This is a genomic window from Seonamhaeicola sp. ABD4_340 (genome assembly GCF_056312135.1).
The window spans coordinates 2,824,323-2,844,248 of sequence record NZ_CM149981.1; the positions used below are offsets into that span (position 1 = coordinate 2,824,323).

Annotated in this window: 22 protein-coding genes; 16 read left to right on the plus strand and 6 right to left on the minus strand. The window is 30.8% G+C overall.

Annotation, left to right across the window (positions count from 1 at the left end; translation table 11 throughout):
• Positions 1-45 precede the first annotated feature (45 nt).
• The 16 genes from ACYX4H_RS12230 (at position 46) to ACYX4H_RS12305 (ending at position 15,321) form a co-directional block, all read left to right on the plus strand.
• The gene (locus ACYX4H_RS12230) at positions 46-2,745 is read left to right on the plus strand and encodes a prolyl oligopeptidase family serine peptidase (RefSeq protein ID WP_476236566.1); all 2,700 of its coding nucleotides are present in this window, start codon (positions 46-48) and stop codon (positions 2,743-2,745) included.
• A gap of 246 nt (positions 2,746-2,991) precedes the next feature.
• A complete protein-coding gene (locus ACYX4H_RS12235; protein ID WP_476236567.1) occupies positions 2,992-3,645 on the plus strand; it encodes a TetR family transcriptional regulator C-terminal domain-containing protein in 654 nt (217 codons plus the stop codon).
• Positions 3,645-4,958 carry an ABC1 kinase family protein gene (locus tag ACYX4H_RS12240; RefSeq protein ID WP_476236568.1) on the plus strand — a complete coding sequence of 438 codons (1,314 nt, stop codon included), beginning with the start codon at positions 3,645-3,647 and terminating at the stop codon, positions 4,956-4,958. The genes ACYX4H_RS12235 and ACYX4H_RS12240 overlap by 1 nt, the downstream gene beginning before the upstream one ends.
• Positions 4,955-5,587, plus strand: a complete 633-nt coding sequence (locus tag ACYX4H_RS12245) for a flavin reductase family protein (protein ID WP_476236569.1) — start codon at positions 4,955-4,957, stop codon at positions 5,585-5,587. Before ACYX4H_RS12240 ends, ACYX4H_RS12245 begins: the two co-directional genes overlap by 4 nt.
• Positions 5,588-7,012, plus strand: a complete 1,425-nt coding sequence (locus ACYX4H_RS12250; protein WP_476236570.1) for an SDR family oxidoreductase — start codon at positions 5,588-5,590, stop codon at positions 7,010-7,012.
• A complete protein-coding gene (locus ACYX4H_RS12255; protein ID WP_476236571.1) occupies positions 7,002-7,145 on the plus strand; it encodes a DUF2256 domain-containing protein in 144 nt (47 codons plus the stop codon). The genes ACYX4H_RS12250 and ACYX4H_RS12255 overlap by 11 nt, the downstream gene beginning before the upstream one ends.
• Positions 7,121-8,425 (plus strand): DASH family cryptochrome, encoded by a 1,305-nt coding sequence (locus ACYX4H_RS12260; RefSeq protein ID WP_476236572.1) that lies wholly within the window; start codon positions 7,121-7,123, stop codon positions 8,423-8,425. The genes ACYX4H_RS12255 and ACYX4H_RS12260 overlap by 25 nt, the downstream gene beginning before the upstream one ends.
• 2 nt (positions 8,426-8,427) lie before the next feature.
• Entirely contained in the window at positions 8,428-9,933 is a 1,506-nt protein-coding gene (locus ACYX4H_RS12265; RefSeq protein WP_476236573.1) for a cryptochrome/photolyase family protein, read from the plus strand.
• Positions 9,934-11,424 carry a cryptochrome/deoxyribodipyrimidine photo-lyase family protein gene (locus ACYX4H_RS12270; protein ID WP_476236574.1) on the plus strand — a complete coding sequence of 497 codons (1,491 nt, stop codon included), beginning with the start codon at positions 9,934-9,936 and terminating at the stop codon, positions 11,422-11,424.
• A complete protein-coding gene (locus tag ACYX4H_RS12275) occupies positions 11,424-11,849 on the plus strand; it encodes a hypothetical protein (RefSeq protein ID WP_476236575.1) in 426 nt (141 codons plus the stop codon). Before ACYX4H_RS12270 ends, ACYX4H_RS12275 begins: the two co-directional genes overlap by 1 nt.
• On the plus strand, positions 11,839-12,105 hold the full coding sequence (locus ACYX4H_RS12280) for a TIGR03643 family protein (protein WP_475296111.1): 267 nt from the start codon (positions 11,839-11,841) through the stop codon (positions 12,103-12,105). Before ACYX4H_RS12275 ends, ACYX4H_RS12280 begins: the two co-directional genes overlap by 11 nt.
• Positions 12,106-12,108: 3 nt before the next feature.
• Positions 12,109-12,789, plus strand: coding sequence for an SDR family NAD(P)-dependent oxidoreductase (locus tag ACYX4H_RS12285; RefSeq protein WP_476236577.1), 681 nt, complete (start codon positions 12,109-12,111; stop codon positions 12,787-12,789).
• 52 nt (positions 12,790-12,841) lie between these two features.
• Positions 12,842-13,321, plus strand: a complete 480-nt coding sequence (locus ACYX4H_RS12290) for a CIA30 family protein (RefSeq protein WP_476236578.1) — start codon at positions 12,842-12,844, stop codon at positions 13,319-13,321.
• Positions 13,322-13,327: 6 nt separating this feature from the next.
• On the plus strand, positions 13,328-13,798 hold the full coding sequence (locus tag ACYX4H_RS12295) for a TspO/MBR family protein (RefSeq protein WP_476236579.1): 471 nt from the start codon (positions 13,328-13,330) through the stop codon (positions 13,796-13,798).
• A 97-nt stretch (positions 13,799-13,895) separates the two neighbouring features.
• On the plus strand, positions 13,896-14,774 hold the full coding sequence (locus ACYX4H_RS12300; RefSeq protein WP_476236580.1) for a hypothetical protein: 879 nt from the start codon (positions 13,896-13,898) through the stop codon (positions 14,772-14,774).
• A gap of 88 nt (positions 14,775-14,862) precedes the next feature.
• Positions 14,863-15,321 (plus strand): RNA methyltransferase, encoded by a 459-nt coding sequence (locus tag ACYX4H_RS12305; RefSeq protein WP_476236582.1) that lies wholly within the window; start codon positions 14,863-14,865, stop codon positions 15,319-15,321.
• On the opposite strand, the gene ACYX4H_RS12310 is transcribed toward ACYX4H_RS12305, so the two are convergent.
• The 6 genes from ACYX4H_RS12310 to ACYX4H_RS12335 are packed head-to-tail and all read right to left on the minus strand — an operon-like array spanning position 15,318 to position 19,882.
• Positions 15,318-15,674, minus strand: a complete 357-nt coding sequence (locus ACYX4H_RS12310; RefSeq protein ID WP_476236584.1) for a hypothetical protein — start codon at positions 15,672-15,674, stop codon at positions 15,318-15,320. The two genes, ACYX4H_RS12305 and ACYX4H_RS12310, sit on opposite strands and share 4 nt — an antisense overlap.
• Before the next feature lie 7 nt (positions 15,675-15,681).
• Positions 15,682-16,857 (minus strand): THUMP-like domain-containing protein, encoded by a 1,176-nt coding sequence (locus tag ACYX4H_RS12315; RefSeq protein ID WP_476236585.1) that lies wholly within the window; start codon positions 16,855-16,857, stop codon positions 15,682-15,684.
• 6 nt (positions 16,858-16,863) lie between these two features.
• A complete protein-coding gene (locus ACYX4H_RS12320) occupies positions 16,864-17,952 on the minus strand; it encodes an AI-2E family transporter (RefSeq protein ID WP_476236586.1) in 1,089 nt (362 codons plus the stop codon).
• 42 nt (positions 17,953-17,994) lie between these two features.
• On the minus strand, positions 17,995-18,498 hold the full coding sequence (locus ACYX4H_RS12325) for a TrmH family RNA methyltransferase (RefSeq protein WP_476236587.1): 504 nt from the start codon (positions 18,496-18,498) through the stop codon (positions 17,995-17,997).
• A gap of 32 nt (positions 18,499-18,530) precedes the next feature.
• Positions 18,531-19,175, minus strand: a complete 645-nt coding sequence (locus ACYX4H_RS12330) for a DUF4159 domain-containing protein (RefSeq protein WP_476236588.1) — start codon at positions 19,173-19,175, stop codon at positions 18,531-18,533.
• A gap of 2 nt (positions 19,176-19,177) precedes the next feature.
• The gene (locus ACYX4H_RS12335; protein ID WP_476236589.1) at positions 19,178-19,882 is read right to left on the minus strand and encodes a 16S rRNA (uracil(1498)-N(3))-methyltransferase; all 705 of its coding nucleotides are present in this window, start codon (positions 19,880-19,882) and stop codon (positions 19,178-19,180) included.
• Between the last annotated feature and the right edge of the window lie 44 nt (positions 19,883-19,926).

A 19,926-nucleotide genomic window follows, 5' to 3' on the forward strand; every position in this document is an offset into this window, starting at 1 on the left:
CATAAAACAATTAAACTCGTTATTAATCTTACAGTTTTTTATAAAATGCATATTAAAAAATTTTATTTCATCCTTTTATTGGTAGCTTTTGTTAAATTTAGTTATTCTCAAAACACCAAAGAATCATCACTTTGGACGCCCGAAGATATTATAAACACTCAATACATGCGTTCTGTTTCCATATCACCAGATAATACTATGGTAGTATGGACAAAGAAGAAAGCTGTTAAAGAAAAAGACCGTTTTGTGTCTGATATCTATTTAACAAGACTAGATATTAAGAAAAATGATGCTTTTAAAACCATTCAATTAACCAATGGTAAAGACAATAATTACAGTCCAATTTTTTCAAAAGATGGTGAATATATCTATTTTTTATCAACCAGAGATAAAGGCAAAAAACTTTGGAAATTAAGTATTTATGGAGGAGAAGCTCAAGAAGTAAAAGAATTTAAAAACGGAATTTCTAATTTACAATGGAAAGATGATGAAACTTTATTATTTCAATCTAATGATGGAAAAACGTTGCAAGAAATTACCAATGAAAAAAGTAAAGATGACGTAATTATTGTTGAAGATACCTTAAGCTGGAAACCTAACCACGTTTACGCATTTAACCTAAAAAATAAAACTACAAGCAAGCTTACATTTAATAAAAAACCGCTAACAAGTTATAAAGTATCTAAAAATGGAAAATGGTTAATTTATGGTATGCAGCGTAATATTGCGTATGCTTCAGATGCCCAAAAAGATCCGTTCCAGTATTTAAAAAACCTAGAAACAGGTAAGGTAAAAAAAATACTTACAGAATTTGAATTTCCAACATATAGCTTTCAGTTTACCAATAATTCTAAAGGTTTTTATTTTTCTTCGGCCTATGGTTCTAACCCAAAATATAATGGCGCAGGAATTAATGAGTTGTATTATTTCAATTTAGAAACCATGACGCATACTAAAGTAAATTTAGATTGGAGTTTAGGTCATGCAGGCGGTTATAATGTTGTTGGTAATGATGTTATAGTTTCTTTAGCAAACAAAGCAACCAGACGTTTAGCATACTATAAAAAGAATGATAACTCTTGGACAAAGAAAAAAATTGATTTAAATGAAAAGAATGATCACGTATCTGTAAATGCAGTTTCTATTGATGGTTCAAAAATGGTTTATACCTATTCAACAGCATCAAAATTACCAAGTTTTCTTATTTCAGATATAAAAGAACATAAAATTTTAAACGAAGCAGAATTAGTTAAGTTGAATAAAAATTTACTAAAAAAGCACATTACCAAAAGTGAAGTTATGGTTTGGAAGGGCTATAACGATGAAGAAGTTACAGGTATTCTTTATTATCCTGAAAACTATGTTGAAGGTAAAAAATACCCGTTAATGCTTTCTATTCACGGTGGGCCAGCAAGTCAAGATTTAGATTCTTGGTCTGAACGTTGGAGCACTTATCCTAATTTATTAGCGCAAAAAGGCATGTTTGTTTTAAAACCTAATTATCACGGCTCATCAAACCACGGGCTGTCGCATGTAGAGAGCATAAAAGAAAATTATTATGTACCAGAAATGGATGATATTATTAAAGGTATAGAAGTGTTGCACACTGCTGGTAAAATAGATAAAAATAAATTAGGAACAATGGGCTGGTCTAATGGTGCAATACTAAGTACCATGCTTACGGTAAAATATCCAGATATGTTTAAAGTAGCAGCTCCGGGCGCGGGTGATGTTAACTGGACATCAGATTACGGAACGTGTAGGTTTGGTGTAAGTTTTGATCAGCATTATTTTGGTGGAGCACCCTGGGATGATGTTAATGGCAAAATTTACAATGAAAACTACATACTTAAATCACCATTATTTGAAATTGAAAAAATTAAAACACCAACCATAATATTTCACGGTAGTGCAGATAGAGCAGTGCCTAGAGACCAAGGTTGGGAGTATTACAGAGGCTTACAACAAGTTGGTAAAGCACCAGTGCGTTTTCTTTGGTTTCCTAATCAACCACACGGTTTAGGTAAAATTACGCATCAGTTACGTAAAATGAAAGAAGAAATTACTTGGATAGAAACCTATTTACTTAACAAGCCTAAAACTAAAAATGAAGCATTTAAAAAAGAAAGTCCTTTGGGTGATATTTTAAAGCTTCAATCTGTAAAATCTCAAAATGGTTTATATGGTGAATTAAAAGATAATAAGTTAATTCCTGAAACGGTTAGCATACAAAAAGATTCAACGTCCATTGGTCGTTTTGAAGTAACTAACGCCCAGTTAAAGGCATTTAAACAAAATCATACTTTTGCAGTTGGTCATGAAAATTATCCAGCGGTTGTAAATTTAGAAACAGCTAAAAATTACATTACGTGGCTATCAAATTTAACCGGAAATGTTTACAGATTACCCAATAAAAAAGAAGCTAAAGCATTACATAAACATGCCGTAAAAGTGGCTTCAAAAGAAAATATTATAAACTATTGGGCGGGTTATAAATTAATACCAAGCGATTATGAAAAATTACAAGAAAAATTAAACGATGTTAAAGTGTCACTATTAAAGCCCGTAGGAAGTTTTAAAGCTGTTAAAATAGGTAATGCTGAAATTTATGATTTAGGTGGTAATGTAGCAGAATTTTACAGCAATGGCATTTACGGCTACAGCGCCTATGATTATTTTGATGTAAATAGTACGGAATACTTAACAAAAAGTAATTACACAGGAATTAGAATAATAAAAGAATAATTTCCTGTGTTTCAATGTAATTTTATTTGTAAAATTATTATAAATCCTCACTCTTAAAGTGGGGATTTTTTTATGTTTAAAACTAAAGTTGCTTAGTGTAATGTATCCTCAAGCACTACTTCAAAATCAAGCAACCATAACATTTTCTTATGCTTAAATAATTTTTGTTTAACTAAAATAAAAATAAGTTAAACAAAATATTGTATCTTTGAAGTAGATTACCTTTTTAACCTATTAAGTTTTATCATGGCAAAGAAAAAAAATATTACAAAAACAGACATCATTTCCATGTATATGGATTATGTTTTAGAGCACAACGAAGACCCAAAATCTGTATACAAATTCAGTAAAGACAACAATTTTGATGAAGCATTGTTTTATCAAATTTTTACTTCATTTGAAACCATAAAAAATGAAATTTTTACTGTTTTTTTTGAAAACACTTTGGGTTTACTTCACAAAAGCGATGAATTTGAAAGTTTTGATGCCAGAAATCAGCTTTTAAGTTTTTATTACACGTTTTTCGAAATTCTTACGGCCAACCGTAGTTACGTAGTGTATGCTTTAAACCAACAAAAAAACAAATTAGAAGTCATGAAAAGCTTAAAAGGTTTAAAGCATGGTTTTACAAAATTTATTGATGGTTTAAACATAGAAAAGTTAGATGTAAAGCAAGAGCGTTTAGAAAAAATTCAAAACAAAGCATTAAGTGAAACTGCTTGGTTACAATTGGTTTTAACTATTAAGTTTTGGTTAGATGATAGTTCTGCTGGCTTTGAAAAAACAGATTTGTTTATTGAAAAATCAGTAAATGCCAGTTTTGATATCATCAATATTGCACCTGTCAAAAGTGTAATTGATTTAGGTAAATTTCTATTTAAAGAAAAAATGAAAAACTAATGAAAACAATAGATAATATTCCAACATCAAAAATACAACGTGCTTCAAAACTTGTGCAAACAGGAGCAAAGGTTGGTGTAAACTACCTAAAATATTATGGTAGTAAATTGGTTAATGGTGAAGATGAAGCTAAAGAACAGTTAAATAAAGACAATGCAGAAGATATTTATGACGGCTTAAAGCAGCTTAAAGGTAGTGCCTTGAAAGTTGCTCAAATGCTTAGTATGGAAAAAGGTATTTTACCACAAGCGTATGTTGAGCAATTTTCATTATCGCAGTTTTCAGTGCCACCATTATCGGCTCCTTTAGTAAAAAAAACCTTCAAAAAATACTTTGGAAAAAACCCAAATGAATTGTTTGACACCTTTAACTTAAACGCAGTTAGTGGCGCAAGTATTGGGCAAGTTCACATTGCAGAAAAAAATGGTAAAAAATATGCCGTTAAAATTCAATATCCTGGTGTTGCAGAAAGTATTTCTACAGATTTGGCTTTGGTTAAACCCATAGCTATTAAAATGTTTAATATTCGTGGCAAAGACAGCGATAAGTATTTTAAAGAAGTTGAAAATAAGTTAATTGAAGAAACAAATTATGTGTTAGAGGTGGCGCAAAGTCAGGCTATTGTTGATGCATGCAAGCATATACCAAATTTACTGTTTCCTAATTATTATGAAGATTTATCTTCTGATAGAATAATTACAATGGATTGGATGAATGGCATTCATCTATCAGAATTCACAAAACAAAATACCAACAAAGAAGTAGCCAATAAACTTGGGCAAGCCTTATGGGATTTTTACATGTACCAAATGCACGTGCTCAAAAAAGTACATGCAGATCCGCACCCAGGAAATTTCATGATTTCTAAAGACAATCAATTAATAGTTTTAGATTTTGGCTGTATGAAAGAGGTGCCAGAAGAGTTTTATGTGCCATATTTTGAGTTGGCTAAAAAAGAAAATATTTCAAACCCAGACCTTTTTGAACAAAAGCTTTACGAGTTAGAAATTTTAAGAACAGATGACAGCAAAGAAGAGCTCACATTTTTCAAAGAAATGTTTCATGAAATGTTAAGCTTATTTACTGAACCTTTTAATAATGAGGTATTTGATTTTTCTGATGAAACATTCTTCGGAAAAATAACAGAATTAGGTACTAAATATTCTAAAAACACAGAGCTAAGAAATATGAATGGCAACCGCGGTTCAAAGCATTTCATTTATATAAATAGAACATTTTTTGGCTTGTATAATTTAATGCATGATTTAAAAGCAACCAACGTAATTATAAATAATTTCAAAACATACGCATGATTTTTTTTAATACCGAAGATATAAAGGGTTTTGATAAAATTTACAGAATTAACCTAATGAATAGTTTATCGGGTTACAAATCTGCTAATTTAATAGGAAGCATTTCAAACAGTTGTAAAGAAAACGTGGCAGTATTTAGTTCTGTAATTCATTTGGGCTCTAATCCGCCATTATTGGGGTTTATTTTACGCCCTAACACCGTGCCAAGAAACACCTATGAAAACATTAAAGAAACGGGTTTTTATACTATAAACCACATAAATGAAGCCTTTATTGAAAGTGCTCATCATACATCGGCAAAGTATCCTAAAGATGTGTCTGAGTTTGAAATTACAGGTTTAACACCCGTTTATAAAAATGAATTTAAAGCACCTTTTGTAAATGAATCATCTGTACAAATTGGCTTAAAGTATGTTGAAGAATATCATATTAAAGCTAACAACACCATTTTGGTGGTTGGTGAAATACAGTGTTTTTATGTGAATGATGATATGCTTGAAACTGATGGTTTTTTAAATCTATCAAAAGCAAAAACAGCAACAATTAATGGTTTAGATGCATATGCTATACCAGAATTAAAAATGCGTTTTGAATATCAAAGACCCAAAAGTTTAGAAAATAAGGTATAAATGAAAATTTTAATCACAGGAACAACCGGTTACATTGCCAAAAGGCTTGCTTTAAAATTAATTGAAAGCGGGCATGAGTTGGTGTGTTGTGTGCGTGATTTAAATAGAATACCCGATGAAATTGAATTTAAAGACCAAGTTGAATTTATAAAAGTAGATTTCTTAAACGATAATTTACCAGATTTACCAAAAGATATTGATGCCGCATATTACCTCATACATTCTATGGCAACAACTGCCAGTAATTTTGAAAATTTAGAACAAAAATGTGCTCAAAATTTTAAGGCTTTAGTTAATAAAACGGATTGTAAGCAGGTTATTTATTTAAGCGGTATTGTTAATGATAAAAGCTTATCAACACACTTAAAATCTAGATTACAAGTTGAAAATACTCTACATTCTAATAATTATGCATTAACCACGTTTAGAGCAGGTATAATTGTGGGTAGTGGTAGTGCTTCATTTGAAATTATAAGAGACATCGTTGAAAAATTACCAATAATGATAACACCTAAGTGGCTTAACACAAAAACACAACCACTTGCTGTTAGAGATGTATTATTGTTTTTAGAGCGTGCGTTGTTAAACCCTAAAGTGCTTAACAAGTCTTTTGATATTTGCGGACCAGAAATTTTAACTTATAAACAAATGCTATTGCAGTTTGCAAGCGTTAGAGGTTTTAAACGCTATATAATAACATTGCCTGTATTATCACCCAAAATGTCGTCTTACTGGTTGTATTTTGTAACGTCAACATCATTTAATTTGGCAAAAGCGTTGGTAGATAGTATGAAAGTTGAAGTAGTTGCAAAACCAAGCAATATCAACCAAATTTTAGGTGTTTTTCCTATTACTTATAAAAAAGCAGTGTCTTTAGCATTTCAAAAAATAGAACAAAATGCTGTAATTTCAAGTTGGAAAGACGCCATGAGTAGTGGTGTTTTTAATTCACAATTAAGTAAACATATACAAATACCGCAATACGGATGTTTTAAAGATTTACGTTCTGTACCCGTTAACGATGAAACTTTTACATTAAACAAAATCTGGTCTATTGGCGGAGAAAACGGTTGGTACAGTTTCAATTGGCTTTGGCGTATAAGAGGGTATATAGATAAATTGTTTGGTGGTGTTGGTTTAAGACGTGGCAGAACGCATAATACTTATTTAGAACCTGGTGATCCAGTAGATTTTTGGCGTGTTTTATTAGCCGACAAAGAAGAAAAACGCCTATTGTTATTTGCCGAAATGAAACTGCCTGGTGAGGCTTGGTTAGAATTCAAAATAGTTAAAAACCAATTATTTCAACGTGCCGTTTTTAGACCCAAAGGTATTTGGGGGCGCCTGTATTGGTTCTCGGTGTTGCCGTTTCATGCTTTTGTTTTTAATGGTATGATAAAGGCTTTAGTAACCAATGACAAGTAGAAAAAAACAACATTTACCCAGTAAAATATGTCCTGTTTGCGAACGACCATTTACATGGCGAAAAAAATGTGAGCGAGACTGGGAGAATGTAAAATATTGTAGTAAAAAATGCAGCAAAACAAAACAGCCATAGTATGGTTTACCACTAATTTACGTGTTCAAGATAATGAAGCTTTATATCAGGCTTGTGCTAATTACGAGCAAGTAATTGCAGTGTATTGTTTTGATGAGGAATTATTTACAAAAACACAGTTTGGATTTAAAAAAATTGAAAAATATAGAGCACAGTTTTTAAGAGAATCGGTTATAGATCTTCAAAAAAACTTACAATCTTTAAATGTTCCTTTTTCTATTTACTATGGGTGTCCGCAACAGGTGGTTACAAGTGTATGTTTAGAATACAACGCAAGCGCCCTCTTTTTTCAGAAAGAGTTTACTAGTGAAGAAAATAAACAAATAGATGCTGTATTAAAAAACTTGCCAAAAAATGTAACAACTCATAGTTTTTATGATCAGTTTTTATTTCATCCAGATGATGTTCCATTTTCTATCAGAAAACTACCAGAGGTTTTTACAATATTTAGAAAAAAGGTTGAAAAATTATCAGAAGTAAGATCTAGGTTCTCACTTCTCCCTAAAAAAGAAACAAAAGTATCAGTTCCTGAATCTAAAGTACCATCTTTAAAAGCATTAGGCTTTGATTCTTTTGAACTTCCTGTAAATACTGCTTTTCCTTTTAAAGGAGGAGAAACAGCCGCGTTACAAAGGTTAAATGATTATTTTTTTAATACTAAAAAGTTAGCTTTTTACAAGAAAACAAGAAACGGACTTATTGGGACAGATTATAGTTCTAAATTTTCATCATGGCTAGCAAACGGAAGCATCTCAGCAAAAACCATTTATTGGAAAGTTAGAGAGTTTGAAAATGAATTTGGTGGAAATCAATCTACTTACTGGATGATTTTTGAGCTTATTTGGAGAGATTATTTCAAGTTTATTGCTTTAAAACACCAAAATAAGCTGTTTAAAATTAGTGGTTTAAAAAACATACACTATGATTGGAAAGAAAGTCAAGCTCAAATAGACCGATGGATTAACGGAGAAACTCAAGAGCCATTTGTAAACGCAAATATGATAGAGTTAAAATTAACTGGTTGGATGAGTAATAGAGGAAGGCAAAATGTAGCATCTTATTTTGCTAAAGAATTGCTGTTAGATTGGCGAATTGGAGCTGCATATTTTGAGAGTATGTTAATAGATTATGATGTACACAGTAACTACGGAAATTGGCAATATGTAGCGGGTGTAGGGAATGATCCAAGAGATAGAAAGTTTAATGTTCAGCTACAGGCAGAAAGGTATGATGCCAAAGGTGCTTTTCAACGTATGTGGTTACAACCAACACTTTTTTAGTTATGAATGAAGTTACTGTTATATTTCCGCATCAATTATTTAAAAATACTGAGTTTTTACCTTCAAAAACACCTGTGTTTTTAGTAGAAGAATACTTGTTTTTTAGTCAATATAATTTTCATAAACAAAAAGTAGCTTTTCATAGAGCAAGTATGAAATTTTATGAAAGCTTTTTAGCTGATAAAGGTTTCAAAGTTACCTATATAGAAGCTTCAGACAAAATAAGTGATGTTAGAAAGCTATTTTCTTTTTTTATTGATGAAGAGATAACAACAGTTCATATTATAAACCCTACTGATAATTGGCTGGAGAAAAGAATAAATACTTTTTCAGAGCAAATATCAATTCAGTATTATGAAAATCCGTTATTTATAAATTCTAAAGAAGAATTAAGTTCTTTTTTTAAACCCAACAAAAAGAAATTTTTTCAAACGTCATTTTATAAAAATCAACGTACGGATAGAAATATTTTAGTCACAAACGGTGAACCTGTTGGTGGTAAATGGACTTTTGATTCAGATAACAGAAAAAAATACCCAAAAGATAAAACACCTCCAACTATTACATATCCAAAGGTTAATAAACATTTTAAAGAAGCAGTAGATTATGTAAATGCCAACTTTAAAAATAATATAGGTGAGGTAGATTCAATCCAGTACTATCCTACAACTTTCAAAGAATCTGAAGATTGGTTACAAGATTTTTTTAAGGTACGTTTTCATGATTTTGGTGCTTATGAAGATGCTATTGTAAAAAAAGAACATTTTTTAAACCATAGTATTCTATCTCCTTTAATTAATGTTGGATTATTGTCGCCTTTGTATGTAATTGAAGAGGCTATAGATTTTGCGGCTAAAAATGACATTCCTATTAATTCTTTAGAAGGTTTTGTCAGACAAATTTTGGGGTGGAGAGAATTTATAAGAGGTGTTTATGAAGTAAAAGGTACAGAAGAACGTACAAAGAATTTTTGGAATCATACTAGAAAAATACCATCTTCTTTTTATACCGGAACAACGGGTATTGATCCTATAGATACTACAATTAAAAAACTATTAAAAATAGGATATGCGCATCATATAGAACGTTTAATGATTTTAGGAAACTTTATGTTGTTGTGTGAGTTTAACCCTGATGAGGTTTACAAATGGTTTATGGAGTTGTTTATTGATGCGTATGATTGGGTTATGGTTCCCAATGTATATGGTATGACTTTGTTTGCAGACGGTGGTTTAATGTCTACAAAACCCTATATAAGTAGTAGTAATTATATAAAAAAAATGAGTGACTATCCTAATGGAGAATGGCAGCAAATATGGGATGGTTTATTTTGGAATTTTATGGATAAAAACAGAAGTTTTTTGAGTAAAAATCCACGTTTAAATATGTTATTGTCCAATTTAGATAAAATGGATAATTCTAAAAGAGAAACTCATTTTAAAAACGCTGCTATGTTTTTTGAACAATTAGAAAATCCTAAAAAAGAAACACAGCTTAATTTATTATAAATGAGTAAAAAAGAAAACATATCTGTTGTTTGGTTAAAACGAGATTTGCGTTTACATGATAATGAAGCAATATATAACGCTTTACAGTCAGGAAACAGAGTGCTTTTTATGTTTGTTTTCGAAAACTTACTACTTCAAGATGCACATTACAGTGAGCGTCATTGGAACTTTATAAAACAATCTATTCAAGATTTAAACGAAGATTTAAAACACTATAACACGCAAGTTTTTTGTGCCACTGGAGAAATTTTTGCCATTTTCAATCAGTTATTCACCAATTTTGATGTAACACAAGTATTTTCTCATCAAGAAACAGGATTACAAGTTACTTTTAATAGAGATAAAGAATTCGCTAGATATTGTAGAAACAATTCTATTGAATGGATAGAAAATATAAATAATGGTGTATTAAGAGGTTTATTAAATAGAGAAGATTGGTTTGATAAGTGGGAGAGTTACATGTATTTACCACAAATACCTTTTGAAGCTTCTTCAGAAAACTTTATCAGTATTGATGAAATCCAAAATATAAGTAAGTATTTTCATGTTACAGATTTATCAACAGAAAAAGATGTAAATTTTCAATATGGCGGAACAAAAATGGCTTGGAAGTATGCAGATTCTTTTTTTAATGAACGATATGAAAAATATATGTTTCATATATCTAAACCAGAAGCGTCTAGAAGTAGTTGCAGTAGGTTATCACCATATATAGCTTGGGGAAATGTATCTATTAGAACCGTATTTCAAAAAGCCAAAGAAGTTAAAGCGCAATCAAAAAATAAAAGACATTTAAGCGCTTTTATATCTCGATTACGATGGCAAGCGCACTTCATTCAAAAGTTCGAAATGGAGTGTACTATGGAAAATGCAAGTGTTAATAAGGGATATCATAAGCTAAAAAAATCGATATCAGAAACCTATAAAACTGCTTGGGAAACAGGATATACAGGTTTTCCTTTAGTAGATGCTTCTATGCGTTGTTTAGCACAAACAGGTTATATAAATTTTAGAATGCGCGCTATGTTAGTATCTTTTTTTACGCATATTTTATGGCAACCATGGCAAGAGGCAACCCATCATTTATCACGCTTATTTCTTGATTTTGAACCTGGTATTCATTTTCCACAATTACAGATGCAAGCAGGTGAAACAGGTATTAATAATTTACGAATTTACAATCCTGTTAAAAATGGACAAGAGCATGATCCTGATGCTGTTTTCATAAAAAAATGGGTGCCTGAATTAGCTCATTTACCAGTTCCGTTTATTCATGAACCCTATTTATTGACTCCTTTAGAGCAACAATTTAACAATTGCATTATAGGGGAAGATTATCCAGCTCCAATTGTAGATATTAAAGAGAATAGAAAACGTGCTAGTGATATTTTATGGAATATGAAAAAAGATCCTGAAGTACGTAGAGAAAGCTACAGAATATTAAAAAAGCATACAATAGATAATAGAAGTAGAATGTTAAGAGATGAATAATGATATTTAATACCACATATACAAACGAAGATTTTCTTGTTTACAGTAGAGAATTTCTAGGTAAACCATTCTCATTACTAAATAAAGTTAAACTGAATGGTGTAGGTTCTGGTCGTTTTATGATTGCTGAAATAAGTCAGAAATTAAAATCAGATAAAGTTCAATTTTCAGAATTAAATTACGGAAATATAGAAATGCGTCCAAAAGGTATTTTAGTTCATTTTACTAACAGACTAGAGCGTTTTTCTTGGTGTATTCCTTACCACAAATTAGTAGTTTACAATGCTTCGTTTTTCAGCATTCATGCCGAAGGAAGTTTCATAAAATTTTTAAAAAACAAGAATTATTCAGCGAATAAAAAATTCATTTCAAAAATGATTGATTATAAAAATGAATATTTAAATCTAGATTATTATGACGGATAGACAAATTGATAGAATTATTGAAATGGCTTGGGAAGATAGAACCACTTTTGATGCTATTCAGTTTCAATTTGGTTTAAAAGAGCAGGAGGTTATTAACTTAATGCGAAGAGAAATGAAGCCTTCTAGTTTTAGAATGTGGCGCAAAAGAGTTCAAGGTAGAGCTACAAAACATGAAGCTAAAAGAGCATTTATAAAAGGTCGTTTTAAATGTTCAAGACAAAGAAATATATCTAATAATAAAATATCTAAAAGATAAAATATGAAAACAATTATAGTAGTAGGAGGAAGTAAAGGTATTGGAGCTGCCATTATAAACAGCTTAAAAGATACTCATAAGGTTATTAACATTAGTAGAACAGCAGCAATATCACATGCTAATGTTACCAATTACAACGTAAATGTTTTAGAGGATGAGCTGCCAGAAATAGAAGCGACAATCAATGGATTAGTGTATTGTCCAGGTAGTATTAATTTAAAACCTATTAACCGATTAAGTTTAGATGATTTTAGAGCTGATTTTGAGATTAATGTTTTAGGAGCTGTTAATGTTATTCAAAAATATGTTAATAATTTAAAGAATAACAACGGTAGTGTAGTATTGTTTAGTACGGTGGCTACTAAGTTAGGTATGCCTTTTCATGCAAGTGTTGCAGCAAGTAAATCTGCTGTAGAAGGTTTAACAAAATCACTGGCCGGAGAATTTGCTACCAAGGTGCGTTTTAATTGTATAGCACCTACTGTTACAGAAACATCATTAGCAGACAAATTATTAAGAAACGACAAACAAAAAGAAAACATGGAGAATAGACATCCATTAAAAACCTATTTACAACCTACAGATGTTGCGAGTTTAGCAGACTATTTGTTATCAGATGCATCTGCAGCTATCTCAGGACAAGTTTTCCCAATAGACGCAGGTATTGTTAGTTTAAAGTTATAATTATACGATGTTTTTTTATCTTTTAAATTTATTACTTATACAAACACATGTTATGATAGCAGATTTTTCAAATTCATACCCTATAGAATCATGGAATATTACTAATGATGTTGTTATGGGAGGGCTATCAAATTCTTATATGAGTTTAACTAATGATGGTCATGCTGTATTTTCGGGTGATGTTTCCACCAAAAATAATGGAGGTTTTGCTATGACAAGACATACAGAATCCATCAATTTTGATAAAAGTCATTCTAAAATAGTTTTAAAAGTTAAAGGAGACGGAAAAAAATATCAGTTTAGAATAAAATCTAACGCACAACAAAATTATTGGTATATTCAAACTTTTCAAACCTCAAACAAATGGGAAGAAATAACCTTGTCTCTCAATGATTTTTATCCATCGTTTAGAGGGAAAAAGCTTAGTTTTCCTAACTTTTCATTTAATAACATTGAAGAAATGGCATTTTTAATAGGTAATAAAAAAGATGAAAATTTTAAACTTATTATAGATACAATCTTAATAAAATAATCTGTTATGAATAAGCCATTAGTGCGTTTTATTATTTTTTTAATAGCTAATTTTTTAGCATTGTACATTGGTACTTTATTGATGAATGACGGACCACAAACTTCTTGGTATCAAAATTTAAATAAAGCTCCATGGACACCACCCGGTTGGGTTTTTGGTGCAGCATGGACAACCATAATGCTACTTTTTGCAGTTTACATGAGTAAATTAAGTTTTCAATTTAATCTTTTTGATAAAAAGTTAATGGTATTATACAGTTTGCAATGGGTTTTAAATGTAAGTTGGAATTTGTTTTTTTTTAACAAACACCTTACAGCTATTGGTTTAGTAATCATAACACTGCTTTGGTTATTAATAGGATATTTTACGTTTAAGTTTAAAAAAGACCTTAGCTATAATACGTTATTTATTTTACCTTACTTAATTTGGATGACCATCGCTACCAGCTTAAATGCCTATGTAGTTTTGTATAATTAAAAACCATTTGTTGTATTTTTTAGTTAACCATTATCCTTTACCTCACTAAATAGCAATTAGTTTTGTTAATACAACTAATAAACTAAACTATTTAATTATGAAGATTTTTAAATTATTATTTCTATGTGTCTTTGTCCTTGTGAGCGGGTGCTCAAGTTCTTCTGAAGACGGTATAAACCCAGATGATTATCGCTTAGATGAAGAAGAACAAATAGAGGAGCAAGAAACCGATGAAACAGATGAAACCGAAGAAGAGGCAGAAGTTGTAACGGTTGATGGTATAAAAATAGGACCTAATTATATAGTATTTGAGCCAGAAGTTACCAAATCAGATTTAGGCTTATGGATATTAAGAAAAAAAGGAGAGGCTGGTTATTATCCAGATACAGATAAGTTTAAAACTACAGCCAACGAAATACCTGCATTAAATGATAATTACTTAGAATTTACAGGAAATAATTTAAACGGTGGAGCAGCAAAATCACCTTTAAAATATACATTTGTGTGTCCTAAAACAGCAAAATTCAGGCTAACAATGCGTATGTTACAACCTTTGGAAAAATGTACACCAGGATCGCAACACTGTACAGATGATGGTTTTGAAAAGGGCGATAAAAGAAATGATTTATGGTTTAAAATTGAAGGCAATTTTACAACGGCATCTACGTTTCCTACAGATCAAATAAAGAAAAATCATAAATTCTGGGGGCGTGGTGTTCGTAAATGGGGCTCATTACATAAAATGGAAGGCCATGTTGATGGAACAAAAAGAAACTCTGATGTGGTAGTAAATTTAAAAAAAGGTGAAGAGTATACGTTAACAATTTCAGGACGAGCTCAGGGATGTAGTATAGATTATATTTTGTTTTATGAAAAAGATTTAGAAAATAAAGAAGGTAGTGAGTTCACTATTGAGAACCATACAGATATAGCCATAGCTTTACCACAATATTTACAACCAGATGTAGTAGATTAATAGCTTAACCCTAACTAAAACTGGTTAACAAAGCTTTGAATTTATGTTCAAGGCTTTTTTGTTTTTAAATGTTTGATATTTTTGTCCTATGAATAATAACTTTGTAAACGAATTTTTTGGAATTGGTATTTTAAACGGTAAAACACCAGAAAACTTGGGTGTTTTATGGCGTTCGGCACAAAATATGGGCGCTAGTTTTATATTCACAATTGGTAACCGCTATGCAAAACAAGCGTGCGATACACACAATGCTGTTAAATCAATGCCATATTTTCACTACAATACTTTTGAAGATTTTTTTAATAATTTACCCAAAGGCACACGCATTGTTGGGGTAGAATTAGATGAGAGTGCAAAAGATTTAGAGACTTTTAATCACCCAAGGCGATGTGTGTATTTATTAGGAGCAGAAGATCATGGTTTAACAAAAGAAGCGATTGAAAAATCTCATTTTTTAGTAAAATTTAAATCAACTTTAAGCTTAAATGTTTCCGTAGCGGGCAGTATTATTATGTATGATAGGCAATTAAGTAAACCCCGAAGCTAATTAATATTAAGCTCTGTTTGTATTCTAAAACAGCGCTCGGTTCCTAAATAATTTGGGTCTCCATAGGTTTCAGACCAAAATCCTTCTAAAATATCTTTGGTTAAGCACTTATAAACTACCACACCTTTAAACGTATCATTATCAACTCCTAAATATTCAAAATTAATAACTAAAATATGGTCTTTAAAAAAACCATAACCTGTCTGTTTTTGTTGGTTGTTAATAAGCCATTTAGCAACAACTCTGTTATAGTCATCGGTAGTAAGCGTTAGTGTGCCTTTGTATTGTATATTCGTTTCATTTTGGTTAGTTCCAATAATGTTGTATGTGCCTTCTAAATCGTTAACTGTCATTCTGCCTTTATACTTTGCTGCAAAGTAACGCTATTTTATTATTATCAATATCTGTTGTGAAGAAAATATAGGTGCCACCTCCATCTTTTATATTAAGTTTTTTACGTATTTGTTGTACTGTTTCAGGAAAATTTCTGGTGGTAATATTCGCTTTAGATATGCCTAGTTTTTTAAAAACCTTTTTGTTGTAAGCTATTTTATTTTCTATTTTAAAAATGCGTCCGGGAAAGGTTTCTAAAACCGTTTCATTAGTATATAAATGTGAATGTTTATGTAATTTAAAAACAGGCAATTGTTGGGTAATTTCATTAAAAGCACCCGATTTTAATATAGCGGCATTAGGTTCATATAAAAAAGAAAGTGGTTTGCTAAATTTAGCAGTTGGTAATGTGTTTGTTTTGAAATTAAAATGTTCGTTTTTGTCTTTTTTTATGTTTACCGTTTCAATAGTAATAGCTTCTTTATTATTATGTTCTAAAACCCAGAGCAGTTCTTTTACCTCATTATTTACAGCAACTACATGTATGGTTTTAACATGGTTTAACTCGTTAATACCAATTGAAATATCTAGCAATGGCGATGTTTTTATAAGTATGCATTTTGCTGTTTTAAAAAGTAACTCTAAATGTTCTGGTATATTAGGTAAACAATCTTTTAAAAAAAAGACTTTGCCTTTACTGTCATGCCTGCGAGACGGATCAATATAAATCCAATCATAGGTTTTTTGTTCAGTTTTTAAAAACGCAATACCATCGGTTTTAACCGTAATTATATTTTTTATTTGAAGTTGCTTAAAGTTATGCGCTACTATTTTTGATAAATTTTCATTTATTTCGCAGTGCGTAACGGTTTCAAAGTGTTTAGAAAAGTAGTAACAATCTACCCCAAAACCACCGGTTACATCAATTATAGAATTGCCCGAAATTAATTCAGCTTTATATTTAGCTGTGATTTCTGATGATGTTTGCTCAATATTTAACTTGTTTGGGTAATAAATATGGGCGGTATTAAACCACGTACTAAGTTTGGTTTTGCAACGCGTTTTAGCTTCAATTTGCTCAACAATTTCTTTAGTATTTACAGCTTCAAAATTTGTACCTTTTAGTAGTATTGTGTTAATATCTGTTTGAAGATTTTCTGAAATGAATTCTTGAACTACAGTATTTAAAATGGCTAAATTCAATAGTAATTATAAATCTTTTGTAAGTTTTTTAACTATTTTATTTTCAGATAAAAAGGCTTTTAAAATTACTTTAATAGCAGTATAAGCAGGTACCGCAATTATGAGCCCTAAAACACCAAATAAAATACCAGCAATTAAAATAACCAAAAATATTTCTAATGGGTGCGATTTTACACTTTTTGAAAAAATTATTGGTTGGCTACCAAAATTATCAACCAATTGACCAATGGCAATAACAAGTAATACCCATAGTGTTTTTGGTAATATAACGTCACTAAAACTTTGCCCAAGTGAGCTTGTCATGGTTAAGGTTACCATTAAAAGTCCGCCAATTAATGGGCCAACGTAGGGTATTAAATTTAGTAATGCACACAAAAAAGCAATAACAACAGCGTTTTCAACACCAATAATTAGTAGCCCAATCATGTAAATAATAAACAAAATAAGTATTTGAAAAATAAGCCCAACAAAGTAACGAGATAGTAAATCTTTTATTTTTTCTGAAGATGCTTTCCAGCGGTTTTCTTTGTTATCTGGTATTAGTGTAAGTATGCTGTTTTCAAACAAACGACTGTCTTTTAAAAAGAAAAACGAAATGAATAATACCGAAAAAAGCCCAATACTAAAGCTGCCTAAACCACTAATTACCGAGTTTAAAAAGTTGGGAATTACCGAAAAATCTAACTTTGAAAATAGGTTAGAATCTTTTAATGATTGCTCAACATCAATTTGATGCAAATCAAAATACGTAATAATTTCAGCGTAAAGCGTTTCAATATCACCTTGTAATTCATTGATGTTTAAAAGCGATAAGTTTTGGCCTTGTTTTATTATTAACGGAATAAACAAGCTAATTAAACCCGCAAAAATACTTAAAAGCAGCGCCATAGTAACTACTACAGCAATGGTGTTTTTAAACTTCAGCCGATTTTCTAAAAATAAAACAATAGGCCTGCCAATTAATGATATTACTGCAGCAATGGCAACATAACCTATAACCGATTGAATTTTGTACAAAAACAAAAGCACCAAAACCACACCGCAAATTATGGCTATAGCACGTAAAATACCGTTGGCAATTAATTTAGAGTTCATTTAGTAAATATATAATAATAAGACTTTTAAGCACAAAAAATGTTACATTAACTGCTTGGTAATTTCATAAAGCGCTATGTTTGTGGCTTGTACAACATTCATACTACTGTTTTGCCCAAACATGTTAATATGAATGGTGGTGTTAGACATGGCTAAAATTTCATTTGATACACCAAAATTTTCATCGCCAATAATTAAAGCAATTGGTTTTTTTACTTCGGAAAAATTAAAAGTATGTAATGGTTGGCTACTGTTAGTTATTTCTAATGATATTATTTGATAACCTTCGTTTTTTAACGTTGAAATGGTGTTAGTGGCATTTAATTGTATTTCAAAATGCACTGATTTTTCGGTAGCTCTTGATGTTTTTGTCATTTTACGCCCAAACGGAATGTTTTCACCACAAAGTATGAGTTTTTCAACACCAAAAGCATCACAAATTCTAAATAAACTTCCAATATTAGGAGCATTGGTTACATTGTTACAAACTACTGTAACCGGAAATGTATGTTTTGTAAAGTTGGTATTGTAGTGGGTGAGTTGCAAGAGGCTTTTGGGTTTTAAGTTTACTTTTAATGTTAGTTTTCAAAAGCATATTTAATAATATTTGCGCCCATTTTAAGCGCTTTTTCTCTAACATGAATAGGGTCATTGTGTACGGCTTCGTCTTCCCAACCATCACCTAAATCGCTTTCAAAAGTAAATAATAATACAAGTCTATCTTTTTCAAAAATACCAAAAGCTTGTGGGCGTTTACCATCATGTTCATGTATTTTAGGTAAACCATTTGGGAAATTATAAACATTATTAAAGATTTTATGATTAGCAGGTAATTCTACCAATTCTTTATCTGGAAATACCTTTTTCAATTCTTTAGTTATAAATGGTTGCATACCGTAGTTATCATCAATATGCAAAAAACCGCCCGATGTTAAGTAATTCCTTAAGTTTTGGGCATCATCATCACTAAAAAAAACATGTCCGTGACCAGTCATATGTACAAACGGATACTGAAAAATATCGGTACTGCCAACTTCAACATTTTGTACGTTGGTTTCTAGTTGGGTGTTTATGTGCGTGTTGCAATAGTTTATAAGGTTTGGCAGTGCGGTTGGGTTACTGTACCAATCTCCACCGCCACTATATTTTAAAACGGCAAGTTCTTGCGCGTTTACTTGTAAAATTGAAAATGATATTGTTAAAAGTAGTAGTAGGTTTTTCATAATTATTCATTAACAAAAGCAACAGAATGGCATGCAACAATAGCAGCGGTTTCTGTTCTTAATCTGGTGTTTCCTAAAGTTACTGGAATACATTTATTTGCTAAAGCCATTTCAATTTCTTGTGAGCTAAAATCGCCTTCAGGACCAATTAAAATGGTAATATTTTCATTTGGTTTTAGTTCACTTTTAAGTGATTTTTTATCGGTTTCTTCACAATGAGCAATGTATGTTTTGCCTTCAAAATTTTGAGTAATAAAATCTTTAAACGTTACAGCGTTATTAAGCTTAGGCATGTAACAGTGTAAAGATTGTTTCATGGCTGCTTGTAAAATACGCTCAAAACGCTCGGGCTTTATTATTTTACGCTCACTATGTTCACAAATAATAGGCGTGATGCTATCAATACCAATTTCTGTAGCTTTTTCTAAAAACCACTCATAGCGGTCGTTCATTTTGGTTGGTGCTACCGCTAAGTGCAAGCTATAAGGGCGCTTATCTTGTTTTTCTTTGTAAATAATATTAGCAATACATTTGTTTGTATTGGGCATTGTTATTTCGGCTTTAAACAACCAACCATTACCATTTGTAATGTTTAAAACATCGCCAGTTTTTTTTCTTAAAACTTTAACAATATGTTTGCTTTCATCTTTTGGGAAAATGATTTGTGCGGTAGTTTCGGTAATATCAGGATTGTAAAATAGTTGCATTTAAAACGCCTTGTTTTACGCAAAGGTATTTAAAAATGATAAGT